The sequence below is a fragment of the Pseudoflavonifractor sp. 60 genome (genome assembly GCF_009911645.1).
Taxonomy (GTDB): domain Bacteria; phylum Bacillota; class Clostridia; order Oscillospirales; family Oscillospiraceae; genus Lawsonibacter.
Genome location: NZ_QWKI01000011.1, coordinates 1 through 19,265 on the forward strand (window position 1 = coordinate 1; position 19,265 = coordinate 19,265).

Genomic DNA, 19,265 nt, shown 5'->3' on the forward strand with positions numbered 1-19,265 from the left:
CTCCTGCGGAACTCTTTCTTAAACCCTCCTGACTCCTCCTTTTTCTTTTTTGTTGCACTTCATTGACAATCTGCCCAAGCGGCTTCGCCGCTTGTGCGGCCCTGCTCCGCAGGGCCTATCTCTCGTTCCGCCCGCAGGCGGCCTGGCCCCTTTGAAAAGGGGCGGAGGCGAAGCCAGTGGGGATTGATTTGCTGGCATTACTTCGACTGAAAATCTGCGATAGAAGATGGTGCTTCCAGGAACAATCCCCCGCCCTCGCTTCGCTCGGGCACCCCCTTTCAAAAGGGGGCAAGCGGCTTCGCCGCTTGTGCGGCCCTGCTCCGCAGGGCCTATCTCTCGTCCCGCCCGCAGGCGGCCTGGCCCCTTTGAAAAGGGGCGGAGGCGAAGCCGGTGGGGATTGATTTGCAGGCATTACTTCAACTGAAAATCTGCGGTAGAAGATGGTGCTTCCAGGGACAATCCCGGCTCGCTCTGTAACTTTTGGCTAATTTACAAGTTGAAGATACACCGTGACCATTCAAGTCAAGGTAAAGTGAAACCGCCACTCGGCACAGTGACGGTTTCTTTCCGTTAAAAACTGTTACATCTGGGCCAAACCGCCAGCGCTTGGCGATTTCCCTACACAACGAAAGCATACCACATTTCCGTGGGTATGTCAAGTCTGTGGGACAGCTCCGTTTTTCGGGGCTGTTTTATTTATGGTAGGAGGAGCCCTCCTCAATTTTGAAGGCCCGGTAAATCTGCTCCAGGAGCATCACCCGGGCCAGATGGTGTGGGAAGGTCATAGGGGACATGGACAGCTGGCAGCTGCACTCCGCTTTTAGTCTTTCATCCAGTCCGTAGGATCCGCCAATCAGGAAGCAGATCCTGGGGGGCGGAGAGACCAAAGACCCTGCGTCCACCACCAGAAGAGCCATATCCCGGCTGGAGTACAGCCTGCCCTCGATGCACAGGGCGGCTGTGTAGGCCCGGGGCGGCAGCTTGTCCCGGATTTTCTGCGCCTCTTTGGCAAGAGCCGCATCAATCTGCGCCTTGGAGGGGTTTTTCGGCAGCTTCGTCTCGGGAATTTCTGTAATAGTCAGCCGGCAGTAGCCGCTCAGCCGTTTCATATATTCAGCGCAGGCGTCCTGGTAAAATTTCTCCTTCAGCTTCCCTACGCATAAGATATGTATCTCTCTCATTTTGCCGCACCCTCCAGTATTTTTGCCGTCCGCCCCTCCAGAAGGAAGGTGGCGCCTGCTGTACCGGCGGGGGCCACAGCCAGGGTGATATCCCGCTCCGGGTCGCAGCCCATGGCCATCAGCCGCAGGGCCACCGCCTCATAGGCGCAGGCGGGGGTGTTGTTGGTCTGAGACAGGTGGGCCAGCACCACCGTCTTCGCCCCTGTCTCCACCGCAAAGGCGGCCAGCTCCGCCCCTTCCTCGTTGGACAGGTGGCCGTGATCCCCCAAAATACGCTGCTTTAAGTAGTAGGGGTAGGGTCCGGTGCGGACCCAGTCCTCGTTGTGGTTGGTCTCGCACACCAGAAGGTCACAGCCCTCCACCGCCCGGCGGACTTCGTCGGTGACCCAGCCCAGGTCGGTACACAACACCATACGGCCTCCCTCGCCGGCAATGGAATAACCCACACTGCACGCCGCGTCGTGGGGTGTGGGGAAGGATTTGACCCACATGGAGCCAATCTGGACTCCGGCGCCCGCCTCCTGGGGCCGAAACAGCGCCTTCACCTCGTCGCACCGGTTCCGCTTGTACCACTCCCAGAGGGTGGGGCGGGTTGCGTAGATCGGAGCCCCCGCCTTTTTGGACAAGACCCGCAGGCCGGACACATGGTCGCTGTGCTCATGGGTCAAGAGTATGGCGGACAGCTGGTAGGGCTCGACGCCCAGCGCTGCCAGACCGGTGGTAATGCGTTTGGCGGAAATGCCCGCGTCCAGGAGAATATGGGTATCCCCGCAGGAGACCAGCCCGGAATTTCCGGTGGAGCTGCTGGCCAGAGTTGTAAAGGTGAACAAGCTCCTTCTCTCCTCTCCACTGGAAAACGGGCGGCCGCCAGGCCGCCCGTCTGGTAAACTATCCCGCCTGGGACTGGTCCTCCTCGCCGGGGACGTGGATGGTGCGGATGTCCGCCCCCACTGCGGCCAGCTTCTCCACAATGGTCTCATAGCCCCGCTCAATGTGGTAGACACCGTCAATCTCGGTCAGCCCCTGGGCGGCCAGCCCGGCAATAATCATAGCGGCCCCCGCCCGCAGGTCGCAGGCGTGGATGGGCGCACCGGTCAGGTGGTCAACCCCCTCAATGACCGCCACCTTGCCGTCCACCTGGATCTGGGCCCCCATGCGGCGGAACTCGTCCACATAGCGGTAACGGTTGTCCCACACTCCCTCGGTGAGGACGCTGGTCCCCCGGGCCACACACAGCACCGCTGCAATCTGGGGCTGCATATCGGTGGGGAAGCCAGGGTAAGGCATGGTCTTCACGTTGACCCGAGTCAGAGGGCCCTCCCGGCGCAGCAACAGGGCGTCGTCCTGCTCCTCAATGTCAACGCCCATCTCCGCCAGCTTGGCGGTGATGCAGTCCAGGTGCTTGGGGATGACATTTTTAATCAGCACCTCGCCCCCGGCGGCAGCAACGGCGGCCATATAGGTCCCCGCCTCGATCTGGTCGGGAATAATGGAGTAGGTCCCGCCCCGCAGCCGGGTCACCCCATGAATTTTAATCACATCGGTGCCCGCGCCCCGGATGTCGGCCCCCATGGAGTTGAGAAAGTTGGCCAAATCCACAATGTGGGGCTCCTTGGCGGCGTTTTCAATGATGGTCATACCCTGAGCCAGGGTCGCAGCCAGCATAATATTCATGGTGGCCCCCACCGATACCATATCCAGATAGACCTGTCCCCCGGACAGCCGCGCCCCCCCGGGGACCCGGGCGCAGATCAGACCGCTGCGCACATCCACCTCGGCCCCCATGGCCACAAATCCCTTGATGTGCTGGTCAATGGGCCGTCCTCCCAGGTCGCAGCCGCCGGGCAGGGGGACCTCCGCCCAGCCAAAGCGGCTGAGCAGCGCGCCCACCAGATAATAGCTGGCCCTGATCCTCCGGGCCAGTTCGTAGGGGACCTGCCGGTTGCGGATGTGGGAACAGTCCACCTCCACAGTCGTCCGGTTAATGGTGCGTACGTCGGCCCCCAGCTCCCGAAGGATCTGGAGGATCAGGGTCACATCGCTGATCTGCGGAACATTTTCAATGCGGCAGGCGCCGTCCACCAGCAGGGCGGCAGGGATGATGGCCACCGCAGCGTTCTTGGCTCCGCTGATCTGGATGGTCCCATGGAGGGGGTTCCCCCCCCTGATCTGATACTTGGTCAAAAAATGCACCCTCTTTTCCATGTCTTGGAATCTATAGATGATACGGCGCGGACGCCATATGTAATATCAACAACAGCCCCTTTTTCCGGTCGGGGCAGAACAAACCGCGTATATTATATCACTATTATAACCCGCCTGCAACTAAAATTGCAGGAACAATGAACAAATTGTAAAAAAAGACGGACAACGGAGGAAAAAGTCCCCTCGCGCTGTCCGATGCTCAGAAATTTCCTGTAAAAAACTGTCAATCTTTCCGGGCCCGGTCCTGGAACTGAGCCCGGATTCGGGGCAGCAGCTCCGACAGTCGGGCGCGCTCCTGCCGCTCCATCAGGTCCACAATCAGCGTGTTGGAAACCAGGAAGCCTCTGGGGGTCAGCCGCCACCGGCCCTCCTCCGTCAGCTCCGCCAGACCCTGAACCGCAAACTGGCGCAGCCGCTCCTCCAGAGGAGAAAAATCCATAAAATACCGCCCCCGGTACTCCCACTCCTCAACGCCGCGGGTCGTGCGCAGGCGGAGCATCAGATACTCGCTGCCCCGCTCGTCCTGGGGGATCAGCTCCTCGCTGTCCAGCAGAGCGCCCCCCTCCAGCACGCCCTTGATGTAGCCCTCCAGGTCCCGGACCCAGGCGTACCGCCGGCCTCCGAAGTCGGAGTGGGCCCCAGGGCCGAAGCCGATGTAGGGGGACATCTCCCAGTAGCGCACATTGTGCCGGGAGGGGAAGCCGGCCTTGGCAAAGTTGGAGATCTCATACTGTTCAAAGCCCGCCCGGGCCAGCCGCTCCACCGTCCACAGGTACATGTCCGCCTGGACGTCATCGTCAGGCAGGGCTTCCCCAGCAGATACCCGGGCGGCCAGGGGAGTTCCCTCCTCCACCTTCAGCCCGTAGCAGGACAGATGCTCCGGCTCCAGGGACAAGGCGTGCTCCACGGTGGCCTTCCAGCTGTCCATAGTCTGCCCGGGCAAGCCGTAAATCAGGTCCAGGGACAGATTTTTCAGCTTCGCTTTCCGGGCGGCGGCCACCGCCCCGTCCCCCTGTTCCACGGTGTGGGGGCGGCGGACCGATTCCAGCTCTCCGGGGCAGGCGGACTGCATCCCCATGGAGATCCGGTTGAAGCCCGCCCGCCGCAGAGAACGCAGGGTCTTAAAGTCCGCACTGTCCGGATTGGCCTCAAAGGTGATCTCCGCCCGCTTCTCCACATGGTAGAACTTTTTCACCGCGGCCAGCAGCTCCCGCAGCCGTTTCCCGCCGTAGAAGCTGGGGGTCCCGCCTCCGAAGTAGATGGTATCCACACAGAAGCTCTCTGCCGCCAGAGCGCTCTCCTTCAAATGGGCCAGCAGGGCCTTCTGATAGGCGTCCATCCGCTCCTCCCGCCCCGCCAGAGAGTAGAAGTCGCAATAGTCGCACTTGCTGCGGCAGAAGGGGATATGGATGTAGATCCCCAGCTTGTCTCCTTCGGTCCCATAGTCTCTCATAGCGCGTCCCCCTTTTCTGCCCCCATTATACCAAATAATTTCCCCTCTGCACAGAGAAATTTTCCAGTGGACGACAGAACGCCCCAACCGTTGGGTCGGGGCGTTCTGCCTGTGTGTGTTGTAAAAGGAGAGGGAGAAATGGGAGATACATCTTGTAGCTTGGCTACAATGACATCATAGAATACAAATGCGGCGATTTCGTGACCTTGACGTGAATTTTTTGTGAACTCCCAATAACTTTTTGTGAACTTCCGCCCATTCCCCCAGACAGCAAAACGCTCCGACCGAAACCGGAGCGTTTTGCTTGTGTGTTGTAAAGGAGAGAGAAAGGAGATACATTTTTGAACTTCTTACTTGGTACATTGTCATCATAGCGGAAGAATAAGAAAAAATCGTGACAATCGAATGAACTTTTTGTGAACATTTATGGTCGAGTATATCCCGGCCCTTTTCCGGCGCACCCGGCGGATTTCACCTTGCGCAGGTACCGCTCCCGTGGTAAAATAATAAAATAGCCCATTTCCTTCTGACTTTATGTGTGAGGTGTCTTGCTTTCGTGAATATGTTTCTGCGCCTCTGCCTGGGAAGGGGCGACCCCCAGGCCCCCGAGACCCGCCGGCGCTGCGGCGTCCTGTCCGGCGGGATCGGCATTGCCCTGAATCTGCTGCTCTTTCTGGGCAAGCTGCTGGCGGGCATCGTTACCGCCTCCATCGCCATCACTGCCGACGCCTTCAACAACCTGTCCGACGCGGCCTCCTCGGTGGTGACCCTCATCGGCTTCCGGCTGGCCAGCCAGGAGGCGGATGAAGAGCACCCCTTCGGCCACGGGCGGATCGAGTATCTGGCGGGGCTGGTGGTGGCGCTGCTCATCCTGCTGGTGGGGTTCGAGCTGGCCCAGTCCTCCCTCCAGAAGATTCTCTATCCGGATCCGGTGGTCTTCTCCCCTCTGCCGGCAGGTATCCTTGCCCTCTCGGTGGGCGTCAAGCTGTGGATGTTCGCCTTCAACCGCGCCCTGGCCCGGAGCATCGACTCCCCTGCCCTGGCCGCCACCGCCGCCGACTCCCTGTCTGATACCGCCGGCACCGCCGCCGTACTGCTGGGACTGGCGGCGGGCGGACTGCTCCAGCTGCCCCTGGACGGCTGGCTGGGGCTGGCGGTGGCCCTGTTCATCCTCCACACCGGCTGGGAGGCGGCCAAGGACACCGTTGACCCCCTGCTGGGCCGCCCCATGGACAGCGCTCTGGCCGCCGACATTGACCGCATCGTCCTGGGCCACGACTGCGTGCTGGGCATCCACGACCTGGTGTACCACGACTACGGCCCGGGCCGGGCCATGATGTCCCTCCATGTGGAGGTCCCCGCCGACGGCAACTTTCTGGAGCTCCACGATATCATCGACCACATCGAACGGGAACTGAAGGTCCGGCACCACATCGAGACCTGCATCCATATGGACCCGGTGGTCCGGGACCAGCGCACCAACGCCCTCCGGGACCAGATCGCCGCCCTGGCCCGGGAGCTGGACCCCGCCTGCACCATCCACGACTTCCGCATTACCGCCGGGCCCATCCACACCAACCTGATCTTTGACGTGGTGGTCCCCTACAACTTTCCCCTGTCCGACAACCAGGTCCGCGCCGCCCTCTACGAGGGGATCAAGGAGCTGTCTGACCGGTATTTCGCCGTCATTCAGGTGGACCACTCCTTTGTGGAGGAGCGAAATAAGTCGTAATTCACAAATTATTAACCCTAGACGTCCTTTTCGCGCTATAATAAAAAGGTATAACATTTTGAAAATGAGGTGTCTTCTATGTCCAAGAAGGTTTTGATCGTCGAGGATGACGCCAACATTGCCGAGCTCCTCCACCTCTATCTGGAAAAGGAGGGCTTCGAGACCCAGGTGGCCAAGGACGGCGGCAAGGGGGTCGAGCTGTTTCGCTCCTACCAGCCCGACCTGGTGCTGCTGGATATCATGCTGCCCATTATGGACGGCTGGTCTGTACTGAAGAAGATCCGCGAGGGGGATAAGACCCCTGTCATCATGCTCACCGCCAAGGGGGAGACCGAGGATAAGGTATCCGGCCTGGAACAGGGGGCGGACGACTACATTGTAAAGCCCTTCGAGATGAAGGAGGTGCTGGCCCGCATCCGCGCCGTGCTGCGCCGCTCCGGCGGAGAGGAGGAGAGCGGGGAGAAGAAACTGTCCTTCGACAAGCTGGTCATCAATCTGGACTCCTACGAGCTGCTGGTGGACGGCCAGCGGGTCGATACGCCCCCCAAGGAGCTGGAGCTGCTGTTCCATCTGGCCTCCTCCCCTAACCGGGTGTTTACCCGCAACCAGCTCCTGGACGAGGTGTGGGGCTTCGACTACTTCGGCGACAGCCGCACCGTGGATGTCCACATCAAACGCCTGCGGGAGAAGCTGGAGAACGTAAGCGACCAGTGGCGGCTGAAAACCGTCTGGGGCGTGGGCTATAAGTTCGAGCTGGGAACGGCGGGCTGAGAACTGGCTGTAATCCAGCCGTACCCTTTGGGGACCCTCCAGTGCGCACAGCGGGACGGGGGATTGTTTTTTGGCAGACTATCTTCTACCGCAGATTTCAAGTAGAAGCAGTGCCTGCAAGTCAATCCCCACCGGCTTCGCCTCCGCCCCTTTTCAAAGGGGCCGGGCCGCCTGCGGGCGGGACGAGGGATGAGCCCTGCGAAGCAGGGCAACACAAGCGGCGAAACCGCTTGCCCTCTTTGGCAAAGGGGGTGCCTGAGCGAAGCGAAGGCGGGGGATTGTTATTAGGCAGACCATCTTCTACCCCAGATTTCCAATCGAAGCAGTGCCTGCAAGTCAATCCCCACCGGCTTCGCCTCCGCCCCTTTTCAAAGGGGCCAGGCCGCCTGCGGGCGGGACGGGGGATGAGCCCTGCGAAGCAGGGCAACACAAGCGGCGAAGCCGCTTGCCCCCTTTGGCAAAGGGGGTGCCTGAGCGAAACGAAGGCGGGGGATTGTTATTAGGCAGACCATCTTCTACCCCAGATTTCCAATCGAAGCAGTGCCAGCCAGTCAATCCCCACCTGCGGCGTCAGCCGCCCAGTTTTGTAGGACTTAATAATCCCTTCAACGGTCCACATTTAGAAAAGAGGTGAAGTTCTGTGCGCTCTCTTTATCGCCGCCAGCTGACCATGATGGTGGGTATTATGCTGGTATCCTTTACCCTGCTGGCCGGGGCCTTTATGTTGCTGTCCTACCGCTATATTATGGGGGAGACCCGGGACTCGGTGATCCGCAACGCCGGGTACATCTCCAGCTTCACCTCCACCTACTACCGGCGCTACCTCACCCTGAACGTCCAGGACGAGTTCTACAGCAGCTACATGGCCTCCATCGCCATGATCTCCAACTCCCACATCATCGTGGCCGACCCGGAGGGCGCTGTCCTCTACGCCACCGACGGCAGTCATTTCTACTCCAACGGCAGCCTGGAGCAGCTGCCAGAGAACATTGTGACCCAGGTGAAAACCCACGGCTCCTTCCAGGGCATGACCAACCTGGGGGGCACCTACCCGGAGCGGCGGTATGTCTCTGCTCTGCCGGTGACCAACCAGGTAGGGCCGCTGGTGGTGACCCAGGGGATGGTGCTGGTGGCGGCGGACGCCTCCAATTTAAATGGGATGTGGTCCTCCACCGCCACTATTTTCTTCTTCTCCGCTGTGGTGGTATTTCTGATCTCGGTCATCGCCAGCACCCTCACCTCCGCCTACCAGACCCGCCCCCTCAATGAAATGGCCGAGGCGGCGCGAAAGTTTGGCCAGGGGGAGTTTGACGTGCGGGTCACCGGCTACGAGGACCGTGGAGATGAGATCAGCGACCTGGCCGAGGCCTTCAACTCCATGGCCAACTCCCTGGAGAAGGTGGAGAGCCAGCGCTCCGAATTTATCGCCAACGTCTCCCATGAGCTGAAGACCCCCATGACCACCATCGCCGGATTTGCCGAGGGCATTCTGGACGGAACCATTCCCCCGGAACGGGAGCGGGAGTACCTCCAGATCGTGGTGTCCGAGACCCGCCGTCTCAGCCGTCTGGTGCGGCGGATGCTGGATTTGTCCCGGCTGAAGGCCCTGGCTGAGACCACCGTCACCGCCCAGGAGACCTTCGACCTCAACGAGGTAATGTCTCAGGTGCTTATCAGCCTGGAGGCCAAGATCACCGACCGAAAGCTGGACGTGGAGGTGGTCATGCCCGAGGGCAAGCTGCTGGTGTGGGGCGACCCGGACGCCATAACCCAGGTCTGCTACAATCTGCTGGACAATGCGGCCAAGTTCGCCGCCCCCGGCACCGCCATCTCTGTCCAGATCACCAAGAAGGACGCCAAGGCCTATGTCACGGTCCGCAACCTGGGGAACACCATCCCGCCGGACGAGCTGCCCCTGCTCTTTGAGCGGTTCCACAAGGCGGACTACTCCCGCTCCATGGATCGGGAAGGAGTTGGCCTGGGGCTGTATATTGTGAAAACCATTCTGGGCAACCTAAAGGAAACCATCACCGTGACCAGTGAGGACGGAGTGACCCAGTTCCAATTCACCCTGACCCTGGCCTGAGCACATATTACCATGGGGGGTATCCGTATGGACAACCGAAACGATGGACTCTGGCAGGGCGGCCCCTGGGAACAGCCCTCCCCCGCATTCCCCGACCCGCCCGCTGTCCGTATTCCCCGGGCCGTCTCCCGCAGGCCGGTGCTCCGGGTCCGCAGACGGCGCAGATGGCCCTGGTTCCTGGGACTTGTGTCCCTGATCTCGGTGATCTGCCTGTCTGTCATTTTGATGAAATACCAGCTCCCCCGCCGCTTCTCCGGCTACTTCCCCCCAATCGGTGAGAACTATTCCCCCCAGGATGAGGAGTATGACACCTCGCCCCCCTCCATCCCCAGGTGGGAGACGGGCACCGGTGTGACGGTGTCGCTGGAGCCCGCCCCGGAGGATGTTCTGGACTATGTGCAGATCTATGAGCTGGTCAGCCCCTCCACCGTTTCCATTGAGTCGGTTACCTCCAAGGGCTACAGCGCCGGGACCGGCGTCATCCTCACCGAGGACGGCTATCTCATCACCAACGCCCACGTGGTGGCGGGAGCATTCCGGGTCCGGGTCCTCCTCCACGACAACCGTGCCCTCTCGGCCAGTCTGGTGGGCTTTGACGCCGCGGAGGACCTGGCAGTGCTGAAGGTGGACGCCCAGGGCCTCACCCCCGCCAGCTTCGGCGACTCCAACACCCTGCGCATCGGCGAGCCGGTGGCCGCTCTGGGGGATCCCCTGGGCTACCGGGCCACCATCACCAACGGCATTATCTCCGCCCTGGACCGGGAGGTGGAGGTGGACGGGATCAAAATGACCCTCATCCAGACCAGTGCCGCTATCAATTTCGGCAACTCCGGCGGTCCTCTGCTCAACCAGTACGGACAGGTGATGGGCATCAACACCATTAAGATCGTCACCGATGACGGCTCTGCCGAGGGCCTGGGCTTCGCCATCCCCTCTCGCCGGGTCAAGTACGTGGCCGACCGCCTGATTGCCGGGGAGGAGGTCCGCGCCGGCGTCTTCGGCTTCATGGGCTACGACCGGGCGGCCCCCGAGGGCGGCGTGCAGGTGACAAGCGTGGAGCGGAACAGCGACGCCTGGACCAAGGGGCTGCAGGCCGGAGACGTGATCGTTGCAGCCAACGGCCAGCCGGTCACCGGCATGAAGGACCTGGTACGGCTGAAGCTGTCCCTGGGCGCGGGGGACACCGTGGCCCTCACCTACCTGCGGGACGGGGAGCGCTATACTGTAGATGTGGAGCTGATCGAGGCATGATAAACACAACTCTGTGCTATATCCAGCGGGGAGAGGAGTATCTGATGCTCCATCGGGTCAAGAAGGAGAACGACCTGAACCGGGACAAGTGGATTGGCATCGGCGGCAAATTCCAGGACAAGGAGAGCCCCGAGGACTGCCTCCTGCGGGAGGTGGAGGAGGAGACCGGTCTGCTCCTCACCAACTACCGCTACCGGGGCATTGTCACCTTTGTCTCCGACCGCTGGCCCACTGAGTATATGCACCTGTTCACCGCCAGCGGTTTCACCGGGGAGCTGAAGGACTGCGACGAGGGAATCCTGAAGTGGCTGCCCCGGGACCAGCTCTTAAAAATCCCCCACTGGGAGGGGGACGCCATCTTTCTGGAGCTGCTCTGGCAGGACGCCCCCTTCTTCTCCCTCAAGGTGTGCTACCAGGGGGAGCGGCTGGCCGCCGCCTTCCTCAACGGGACAAAAATAAAATAAAAACAGCCTCCAGCCGGTGCTGGAGGCTGTTTGTTTACTTGTAGGATTCCGCCTTGCCCAGATTCATATCCTCCAGGGTCATAGGCTGGTCATAGGGATTGATCAGCTGGTTGACCATCTCCAGCGTCCCTTCGGGGTCCAGCTCGTAGCAGTACCGAGAGCCGTGATACACCGCGTCCCCCCGTCCGGGGAGGGTTGCAGTGGAGACGGCAGTGGAGGGGTCCAGGTTCACCGCCTGGCTGGCAAAGTAGAGCATATCGTTCATGGACAGGTCGGTGTCCACGCTCTGGTTGAATATCTCCACAAAGCCGTTGATCTTGGTCAGGCTGTTCCAGGACAGCACCTTCTTGGCCAGGGCAATGAGCAGCTTCTGCTGGGTCTCGGTGCGACCGGTGTCGGAGTAGCCGGTGGACCTGCCGTTCTCGTCCGGGTTGTTCTTTCGGAACCGGGCCACCTCCATGGCCTGCTGTCCTGTCAGGTGGGTCATCCCCTCCTTGTAGTGGATGTGCAGGTTCTGAATGGGGTCGTCGTAATTCATATTGCAGGGGACATAGAAGTCAATGCCCCCCAGATAGTCTACCAGGGAAATAAAGCCCTTGATGTTCACCTTGATGTAGTAGTCGATGGGGACGCCCAGCATTTGGGAGATATCAATGACCCGCTGCTCCACGCCCCCCTTGCCGTAGACCAAGTGGGGGTTCTCCCCCTTTTCCCGGGGGGTCAGGGTGTCCCGTGGCACCGAGACGACCCCCACCTTCTGCTCGGCGGTGTCGTACTGCATCACCATCATCACGTCGGTGAGGCTGCCCCCCATGTCGGTGGCCGCCAGGAGGATGTTGTAGACCCCAGGGCGCAGCTGGCGGCCCGGCTCCACCGTGTCCGGGTCGGGATCAACGACCGCCGTCCCCCCGGTGCTGGGGTTCGTCTTGTTCCCCGCCTGCGCGGGAGGGACAGCGCCCGCCTGTTCGGGGGGCTTGACCATCACCCGAAAGCCCACGTAGCCCGCCACGATGACAACCGAGACCACCACCAGAAGCTTATAAAAACCCATCAGCACCGATACCGCCGCATTGCGACCCCGCCTGTGGGAGGGGGCCTTTCGGGAGGGGGGAGTGCGGCGGGGCGGCTCGTCCCAGTCGTCCTCCAGCTCCTCTGACCGGCGCCGGCGCATATTGATATATCTCTCTTCCACGGAATTTTCCTCCTGGCCCAATCATTCCTTCCAAGTATACTCAATTCGACTGAAAACAGCAAGAGGTGAAATCCGCAATTCATAAAAAATTAAGATTTGCCCCCGCGGCCCATATCCCCTGGAGCGCGGGGGATTCCAGACCTACAGATATTTCCGCAGTGTCTTGGCGCAGGCGGGGCGGCGCAGACGGCTCATCCCCTGCTGCATCCATCGGAGCACAACGGCTCTGTTGGTCCCCTCGGCGGCGGCAATGGCGTTTACCGTCAGCCCCTGATAGTACCGGCCATAAATCGCCCGCCGCTCCCCCTCTGTCAGGGTCGCCAGGGCCTCCTCCATACTGGCGCTGAGGTGCTCGTGCCAGTCCTGCTCGTCCACATCCAAAATCTCCCCCTCTGCCGTCAGGTCCGGCAAAATGTCCCGCAGGCGGAAATCCTCCTCCTCTCCCAGGGGCATATCCAGGCTGACCGCGCTGTGAAGGGGGTCCCGCCGGGTCCGCGCACTCTGCTGGTTTGTGGCCAGTGAAAACTCCGCCAGGAGGTAGGTCCCCAGATGGGTCGTAAATTTCCCTCGGCCCGGGTCGAAGTTCTCCACCGCCCGCATCATGGCGATAAACCCGCTCTGGCGAAGATCCGCCACCGTCACACCGCCGCTGCCATAGGCCGCCCAGCGGGCTGCATTCTTATGAACCAGCCGCTCCACCTGATACCACAGGGACATCATCGCCTCATGATCTCCACCCCGGGCCTTTTCCGCCAGCTCCTCATTGCTCACAGTCTTGTATCCCCCTTTTCGTCCGTTGTGCCTACTTTCGAGCTTTTTCGACATTTTATCACCGAATGAGGCAAGGCGCAAGAGCAATTGCTCCTGCGCCCTCATGAATTCAATCATGTCTTCGGTCCAAAATGGTGTTACCGGGCCAATGTCTCCTCCACCAGCTCCCACACCTGCCCGGCGGTGAGGCCGTCGCAGCGGTAGGAGACCACCGTCCCGTCGGGGTGGAGGACGTCGAAGTCGAAGCGGAGCCCGCCGGTGTCCTTCTCCCGGCCCCGGGCCTCCACGATATCCAGGGACATATCCTCCGCCCGGAAGGCGGGGGAGTTTACCGTCTCCCAATACTCCTCCGGCACGCTGTCGCACCAGGGGATGGAGTAGAGCCTCAAATCATAAGTCTCCGGCCGGGCGGGGTCCGCCAGATGATAGCGGTAGTACCCATCCCGGTACACGCCCACCTCCACATCGTCATAGCCCTGGCTCCACCAGACAAAGAGGGTGTTTTTTCTGCCCTCCTGATAGCTGAGCCGGCCATAGAACTCCTTGTTTCCGGCGTAGGCGCGGTAGCCCTCCGGCTCCGCCGTAGGCAGATAGGGGGCAAACTCCTCCTCCTGCCGGGCCTGCTCCAGAGAGGAAAACTCCTCCTCCCGCCACGCCGGGACCTGCTCCGCAGTGCTCAGATGGTCCAGGTACAGCCCGCCGGTAAGAGCCTGGCGGACAAACAGGCTGTTGAAGGTCTGGGCGCCTCCCAGCTCCATATCCCCGCCTGGGACGTATTCCGCCTGCATGGCGCTGTTCTGGTTGACAAAGCGGACGCCGATATTGTTTTCTGCCATAAACTCGCTGCCGCAGATATAGTCGGTCTGGCCGTCCCCGTCCCGGTCGTACACTTGGCTCCAGCCGGCCACCGAGACCCCGTTGAACTGGCTGAGCTGGTCCCCCCGGTTCAGGTCGATACAGCAGGTGAAGGGAAGAGCCCCCAGGCGCAGCTCCAGCGTGAAGGAGGCCCGGCCCTGTTCACCGTAGAGGGTCAGCTCCATCAGCCCTCCCTGGCCGTCGTACCAGGCATAGCCGTGGAGAAAATAGCCCTCCCAGAACAGCATCCAGGGCAGGTCCCCCTGCTCCGTCTTGGATTGGTCCGCCTGGGGCTTGCCCTCCGGCCCCCAGAAGATGGTCTGAATATCCTCCTTGGTCAGGTCCACCGTGAAGCTTCCCGGGGCGTAGATCCGGCTGGCCGCTGCATCGGGCTGACCGGTAATATCCCGGTAGTCGATGGCGGGGATCATGGGAAACATCAGCTTGCCCCTCTCCGCGGGACCGTTCACCACAAAGCCGGACTCCCAGTCGCCCAAATAGCTGGTGCCGCCGGGAGGGGGACTGTCCTCCGAAGCCGAGGCGCTGACTGATGGGGCCTGACCGCCGGAGGAGACCGGCGGAGGAGTGAGCCTCCACACCCCAATTCCCAGAATCAGCGCCGCGCAGGCGGCCAGGGCCCCGCGGGTTCTCCAGGAGCGGCTGGGTTTGGCGCGTTCCAAATGCAAGAGCGCCTCATGGACCCTAGGGGAAATTTCCTGCCGGTCCAGATACGATTTGTAAGATTCCATAAAAATACTCCTTTTAGTTGCAAAACGGCGGGGAATGCCCTGTCAGGACGGCCCGCCCTGCACATCCAGCAGCTTCCGCAATTTCTCCCTCGCCCGGGAGAGGCGGGAGCGCACTGTGCCCGGGCACTGCCGCAGCATCTGAGCGATCTCCCCGGTGGAATAGCCCTCGTAGTAGTACAGGTGGATGACCGCCCGGTCCTCCGGAGGCAGGGAGAACAGCTCTTCCAGCTCCTCCAGCTCCTCGGGGCCGGGGGCGGGCAGGGTCTCCGGCAGAGGGCCGGTCCTCCGCCAGCTCAGCCGCAGGCGGCTCTTGCAGCCGTTTACCAGGACCCGCATGAGCCAGGCGGCGGGGCTGTCCAGCTGCTCCGGAGCCTTTTCCAAAAAACGGACAAAGGCATCCTGCACGGCGTCCTCCGCCTCGTGGGGGTCCCCCAGGATGGCCAGGGCGGCCCGGTACAGACGATTTTCATTTTGTGTCACAAGGTTCTCCCAATCCACCGGCCGGTTGGATGTTCGGGACATGGGGGCCACCTCCTTTCACTGATATAGACGTTTGACCCCCCCCAATTGCTGCAAATGTTCAAAAAAAAGAGCCGCCCCGGAGGACGGCCCTGTATCCGATTTCAGTTTTTCAGGCTCTGCATGGGGGCGGGAATGCGGCCGCCCCGGTCCACGAACTCCCTGGCGGAGAAGGGGTGGACCGGCTGGACCGGCGCAGAGCCCAGCAGTCCGCCAAACTCCACCGTATCCCCCACGCCGCAGCCGGGGGCGGGGATGATGCGGACAGCGGTGGTCTTGGAGTTGACCATTCCAATGGCCGCCTCGTCGGCGATAATGGCAGAGATGGTCTCGGCAGGGGTGTCCCCGGGGACGGCAATCATGTCCAGGCCCACGGAGCACACACAGGTCATGGCCTCCAGCTTGTCCAGAGTCAGGGCCCCGGACCGGGCGGCGGCAATCATGCCCTCGTCCTCGCTGACGGGGATAAAGGCCCCGGAAAGCCCGCCCACATGGGAGGAGGCCATCACGCCCCCCTTCTTCACCGCGTCGTTGAGCAGGGCCAGGGCGGCGGTGGTGCCGTGGGTCCCGCACACCTCCAGGCCCATCTCCTCCAAAATCCGGGCCACGCTGTCCCCCACGGCGGGGGTGGGGGCCAGAGACAGGTCCACAATGCCAAATGGGGTATCCAGGCGGCGGCTGGCCTCCTGGGCCACCAGTTGGCCCATGCGGGTGATGCGGAAAGCGGTCTTCTTCACCGTCTCGGCCACCACATCGAAGGGCTGACCCTTCACGTCCTGAAGGGCATGGTACACCACGCCAGGGCCGGAGACCCCCACGTTGATGACCTTCTCCGGCTCGCCGGTCCCGTGGAAGGCCCCCGCCATAAAGGGGTTGTCCTCCACCGCGTTGCAGAATACCACCAGCTTGGCGCAGCCGAAGCCCCCCTGACCGGCGGTTTTCTCCGCCAGCTCCTTGATGGTCCGCCCCATCATAGCCACCGCGTCCATGTCGATGCCCGCCCTGGTGGAGCCCACATTGACGCTGGCGCAGACAATGTCGGTGGAGGCCAGCGCCTCGGGAATGGAGCGGATGAGGACGCGGTCGGCGTTGGTCATCCCCTTCTGCACCAGCGCGGAGAAGCCGCCGATAAAGTTCACGCCGCAGGTCTTGGCCGCCCGGTCCAGAGCCTGGGCGAAGGGAACATAGCTGTCCGTCTCCGCCGCCGCCGCCACCAGGGCGATGGGAGTCACGGAGATGCGCTTGTTCACAATGGGAATGCCGAACTCCTTCTCAATGGCCTGGCCGGTGGCCACCAGCTGTTCCGCGTAGCGGGTTATCTTATCGTAAACCTTGGTACAGGCGGTCTCCACGTCGCTGTGGGCGCAGGAGAGCAGGGAGATGCCCATGGTGATGGTGCGCACGTCCAGATGCTGCTGGTCGATCATCTGGATGGTCTGCATGATTTCGTGTTGGTTGAGCATAGGATTCACCCCTTAAATGCGGTGCATGGCGTTGAAAATGTCCTCCCGCTGGATACGGATGGACAGCTCCTGTTCTTTTCCGGCCTGCTCCAGAATGTCAGCCATATCCCCGATGGACTTCTCGCAGGCGGCGGTGTCCACCAGCATGACCATGGTAAAAAACTCCTGCAAAACGGTCTGAGAGATGTCCAGAATGTTGATATTGTGCTGGGCCAGCAGGGAACAGACACAGGCGGTGATGCCCACCCGGTCCCTGCCGATGACAGTGACAATGGCTTTCATAATCCTTTTCCTTTCTGTTGTCAAATGGTACGGGGACGCCCCAGTCAGTTCAGCTCGTCCAGGGTCAGCTCGAAGCCCTCCAGGAAGTGGTCCATAAAGTACCGCAGCGCGGGGACGGGATTCTGGCACAGGGCGGCGTAGGTCTGTTCCTTGGCCTTTTTGAACTCGGTGTTGCCCGCCTTCAGCTCCTCCACACACTTGAGATAGGCCGACAGCTTGTCCGCCGCCTTCACCAGGGCGCGGATGTGGGGGTCTGGGATGGTGACCGCCTCCTCAAAGTCCCCCCGCAGGTCCGGCGGGAGCATGGACAGCAGCTTTCTCTCCGCCACCGCCTCCACGTCCTTGTAGGCGCTCTGAATGTCCGGATTGTCGTACTTGATGGGGGTCGGCATATCGCCGGTCAAAATTTCGCTGGCGTCGTGGTACAGGGCCGCCACCGCCGCCGCCCCCGGGTCGGTCTGCCCGCCGAAATACCGGTTTTCGATCACGGCCAGGGCGTGGGCCAGAACGGCCACCTGGTGGGAGTGCTCCTGGATGTTCTCCAGGCGGGTATTGCGCATCAGGCCCCAGCGGTTGATGTACCGCATTCGGGAGATCATGGGGAAAAAGTGGTAGGGCACGTCAGGTATCTCCTTTTGCTTTCAAGTCTTCCCATTCTATCACAGGCCCTTCGGATTGTAAACGGAAACGGCGGATAAAATTCCTCCGATTTCACACCCTAGCAGAGGAAAAAGGAGGGATCGCTTGATCTGGTTCTGGAGTTTTTTTCTGTACAGCTTCGCCGGTTTTGTGCTGGAGGTACTGTTTTCCTGGCTGGCGGGGACCCGTTCCCACCGAAAGGGCCTGCTGGTGCTGCCCATCTGCCCGGTATACGGTCTGGGGGCCTGTCTCATTTTGCTATTGCCCCCCTGGGTACAGGCCTGGCCCTGGGCCCTGTTTCTGCTGGGGGGCGTCACCGCCACGGCGGCGGAGTACTTTGACGCGGTGTACCACCAGCGGGTCCTGGGGGTCTCCTTCTGGGACTACAGCGGTCTGCCGGGGAACCTCCACGGGCGGGTGTGCCTGCCCTTCTCCCTGGCCTGGGGGGTGCTGTCCCTGGTGCTGGTGTATGGAGTCAACCCGGCGCTCCTCCCCTGGCTGGCCCGCATTCCCGCCCCGGTGAGCGCCGTCTCTCTGGCCGCCCTGGTCTTCGACGCCGCCCTCACGCTGCTGATCCTGCGGCAGACCGGGGACACCGCCCGCCTCCAGTGGTACCGCCGGCCCCAATAGCAAAAAAACCGCCGGCCAACAGCCGGCGGTTTCCTTTACTCCTCGTAGTCGTCGTACTCGGAGGCGCAGGAGCTACGCTTCAGCTTGCCTTTGGCGCTGTCGTACAGGTCGGTCAGGCCGTCCCAGTAGGCAATCACCGCGCACACAGCGGCGGCGGCGGCCAGGGACAGCGCGACGATCTTCAGGACAAAACGGGCAACTTTCATCATGGGGTCCTCCTCACATATCAGGCTGCTGCCCTTAGTTTACATGATTGCGGAAAAAATTACAATCGTTTTTGGGAAATAAATTTAATTTTCTCCGGGAGCCCGGCGGTAGTGAACTCCCGCCTCCGGGGTCACCCCCCGCTCCTCCAGCAGCTGCTCCACCGTGACAAAGCAGTAGCCCCGCTCCAGCAGCTCGTCCACAACCCGCAAAGCCGCCTCCACCGAGGTGGAAAACAGGTCGTGCATCAGGATAATATCCCCGTCGGAGACCTGATTGACCACGGCGGCCACAATGCGGTCCACGTTCTCGTCCTTCCAGTCCTCCGGGTCCACCGACCACAAAATCAGCGGACTGCCGCACCACTGCCTGGCGTGATCGTCCAGCAGACCGTAGGGGGGCCGGAGCCAGTACTCCCCCTCGCCCAGCAGGTCCACAATGCACGCCCGGGTCTGGCTGAGCTGGCGGTCGAACTCCTGCCGGGACAGCCCCTTCAGCATCACGTGGTCGAAGGTGTGGACGCCCACCTGGTGCCCCTCTGCGGCCATACGGCGGACCAGGTCCTCGTTGCCGGCAATGCGGCTGCCCACCAGGAAGAAGGTGGCGGGCACCTCCCGCAGCTCCAGCCCGTCCAGCAGAGGACCGGTGGTGGAGGAGCGGGGTCCGTCGTCAAAGGTGAGGGCCACCAGGGGCGGCGTGTCCACCGTCACTTCCGCCGGCCCGTCCGCTGGAAGGGACTGCTCCGGAGCAGGAAAAATCAAAATCAGAGCCAAAAGGCCCAAAAACATGGCGCACCGCTTGTTCATCCGCCTGCCGCC

19 protein-coding genes are annotated in these 19,265 nt (G+C 61.7%); 6 read left to right on the top strand and 13 right to left on the bottom strand.

Translation table 11 applies throughout. The features are described from left to right. Positions 1-692: 692 nt before the first annotated feature. From D1646_RS01485 to hemW, 4 genes are all read right to left on the bottom strand, one after another. Positions 693-1,181, bottom strand: a complete 489-nt coding sequence (locus tag D1646_RS01485; protein ID WP_160634726.1) for a 23S rRNA (pseudouridine(1915)-N(3))-methyltransferase RlmH — start codon at positions 1,179-1,181, stop codon at positions 693-695. Continuing rightward, positions 1,178-2,011, bottom strand: a complete 834-nt coding sequence (locus D1646_RS01490; protein ID WP_160634727.1) for an MBL fold metallo-hydrolase — start codon at positions 2,009-2,011, stop codon at positions 1,178-1,180. The genes D1646_RS01485 and D1646_RS01490 overlap by 4 nt, the downstream gene beginning before the upstream one ends. Before the next feature lie 58 nt (positions 2,012-2,069). Further along, positions 2,070-3,365: a UDP-N-acetylglucosamine 1-carboxyvinyltransferase gene (locus D1646_RS01495; RefSeq protein ID WP_160634728.1), complete on the bottom strand. Its 1,296-nt coding sequence runs from the start codon at positions 3,363-3,365 to the stop codon at positions 2,070-2,072. Positions 3,366-3,609: 244 nt separating this feature from the next. Further along, positions 3,610-4,839, bottom strand: a complete 1,230-nt coding sequence (gene hemW, locus D1646_RS01500) for a radical SAM family heme chaperone HemW (RefSeq protein ID WP_160634729.1) — start codon at positions 4,837-4,839, stop codon at positions 3,610-3,612. Positions 4,840-5,401: 562 nt separating this feature from the next. Here hemW and D1646_RS01505 point away from each other — a divergent pair. From D1646_RS01505 to D1646_RS01525, 5 genes are all read left to right on the top strand, one after another. Next, positions 5,402-6,571: a cation diffusion facilitator family transporter gene (locus D1646_RS01505; RefSeq protein ID WP_160634752.1), complete on the top strand. Its 1,170-nt coding sequence runs from the start codon at positions 5,402-5,404 to the stop codon at positions 6,569-6,571. Between the two features lie 78 nt (positions 6,572-6,649). Beyond that, the gene (locus D1646_RS01510; RefSeq protein ID WP_160634730.1) at positions 6,650-7,342 is read left to right on the top strand and encodes a response regulator transcription factor; all 693 of its coding nucleotides are present in this window, start codon (positions 6,650-6,652) and stop codon (positions 7,340-7,342) included. 640 nt (positions 7,343-7,982) lie between these two features. Continuing rightward, positions 7,983-9,428, top strand: a complete 1,446-nt coding sequence (locus D1646_RS01515) for a HAMP domain-containing sensor histidine kinase (RefSeq protein WP_160634731.1) — start codon at positions 7,983-7,985, stop codon at positions 9,426-9,428. Positions 9,429-9,455: 27 nt separating this feature from the next. Continuing rightward, a complete protein-coding gene (locus tag D1646_RS01520; RefSeq protein ID WP_160634732.1) occupies positions 9,456-10,679 on the top strand; it encodes a trypsin-like peptidase domain-containing protein in 1,224 nt (407 codons plus the stop codon). Then, positions 10,676-11,143 (top strand): 8-oxo-dGTP diphosphatase, encoded by a 468-nt coding sequence (locus tag D1646_RS01525; RefSeq protein ID WP_160634733.1) that lies wholly within the window; start codon positions 10,676-10,678, stop codon positions 11,141-11,143. Before D1646_RS01520 ends, D1646_RS01525 begins: the two co-directional genes overlap by 4 nt. A gap of 34 nt (positions 11,144-11,177) precedes the next feature. Here the strand turns inward: D1646_RS01525 and D1646_RS01530 are convergent, their stop codons facing one another. From D1646_RS01530 to yfbR, 7 genes are all read right to left on the bottom strand, one after another. Beyond that, positions 11,178-12,335 (bottom strand): LCP family protein, encoded by a 1,158-nt coding sequence (locus tag D1646_RS01530; RefSeq protein ID WP_347565106.1) that lies wholly within the window; start codon positions 12,333-12,335, stop codon positions 11,178-11,180. Positions 12,336-12,476: 141 nt separating this feature from the next. Next, the gene (locus D1646_RS01535; RefSeq protein WP_160634734.1) at positions 12,477-13,106 is read right to left on the bottom strand and encodes a sigma-70 family RNA polymerase sigma factor; all 630 of its coding nucleotides are present in this window, start codon (positions 13,104-13,106) and stop codon (positions 12,477-12,479) included. Between the two features lie 137 nt (positions 13,107-13,243). After that, positions 13,244-14,710: a hypothetical protein gene (locus tag D1646_RS01540; protein ID WP_160634735.1), complete on the bottom strand. Its 1,467-nt coding sequence runs from the start codon at positions 14,708-14,710 to the stop codon at positions 13,244-13,246. 42 nt (positions 14,711-14,752) lie between these two features. Further along, positions 14,753-15,232 (bottom strand): RNA polymerase sigma factor, encoded by a 480-nt coding sequence (locus tag D1646_RS01545; RefSeq protein ID WP_160634736.1) that lies wholly within the window; start codon positions 15,230-15,232, stop codon positions 14,753-14,755. 101 nt (positions 15,233-15,333) lie between these two features. Continuing rightward, complete coding sequence (locus D1646_RS01550) at positions 15,334-16,692, bottom strand: PFL family protein (RefSeq protein WP_160634737.1); 1,359 nt, start codon at positions 16,690-16,692, stop codon at positions 15,334-15,336. A 12-nt stretch (positions 16,693-16,704) separates the two neighbouring features. After that, positions 16,705-16,974, bottom strand: a complete 270-nt coding sequence (locus tag D1646_RS01555) for an ACT domain-containing protein (protein WP_160634738.1) — start codon at positions 16,972-16,974, stop codon at positions 16,705-16,707. A 44-nt stretch (positions 16,975-17,018) separates the two neighbouring features. Then, positions 17,019-17,594 (bottom strand): 5'-deoxynucleotidase, encoded by a 576-nt coding sequence (gene yfbR, locus D1646_RS01560; RefSeq protein WP_347565107.1) that lies wholly within the window; start codon positions 17,592-17,594, stop codon positions 17,019-17,021. Between the two features lie 124 nt (positions 17,595-17,718). Here yfbR and D1646_RS01565 point away from each other — a divergent pair, with 124 nt between their 5' ends. Beyond that, on the top strand, positions 17,719-18,243 hold the full coding sequence (locus tag D1646_RS01565; protein ID WP_160634739.1) for a putative ABC transporter permease: 525 nt from the start codon (positions 17,719-17,721) through the stop codon (positions 18,241-18,243). Positions 18,244-18,278: 35 nt separating this feature from the next. Here D1646_RS01565 and D1646_RS22595 read toward each other — a convergent pair whose 3' ends face one another. Continuing rightward, positions 18,279-18,452 (bottom strand): hypothetical protein, encoded by a 174-nt coding sequence (locus D1646_RS22595; RefSeq protein ID WP_201754516.1) that lies wholly within the window; start codon positions 18,450-18,452, stop codon positions 18,279-18,281. An 81-nt stretch (positions 18,453-18,533) separates the two neighbouring features. Continuing rightward, the gene (locus D1646_RS01570; RefSeq protein ID WP_160634740.1) at positions 18,534-19,253 is read right to left on the bottom strand and encodes a polysaccharide deacetylase family protein; all 720 of its coding nucleotides are present in this window, start codon (positions 19,251-19,253) and stop codon (positions 18,534-18,536) included. Positions 19,254-19,265: the final 12 nt, after the last annotated feature.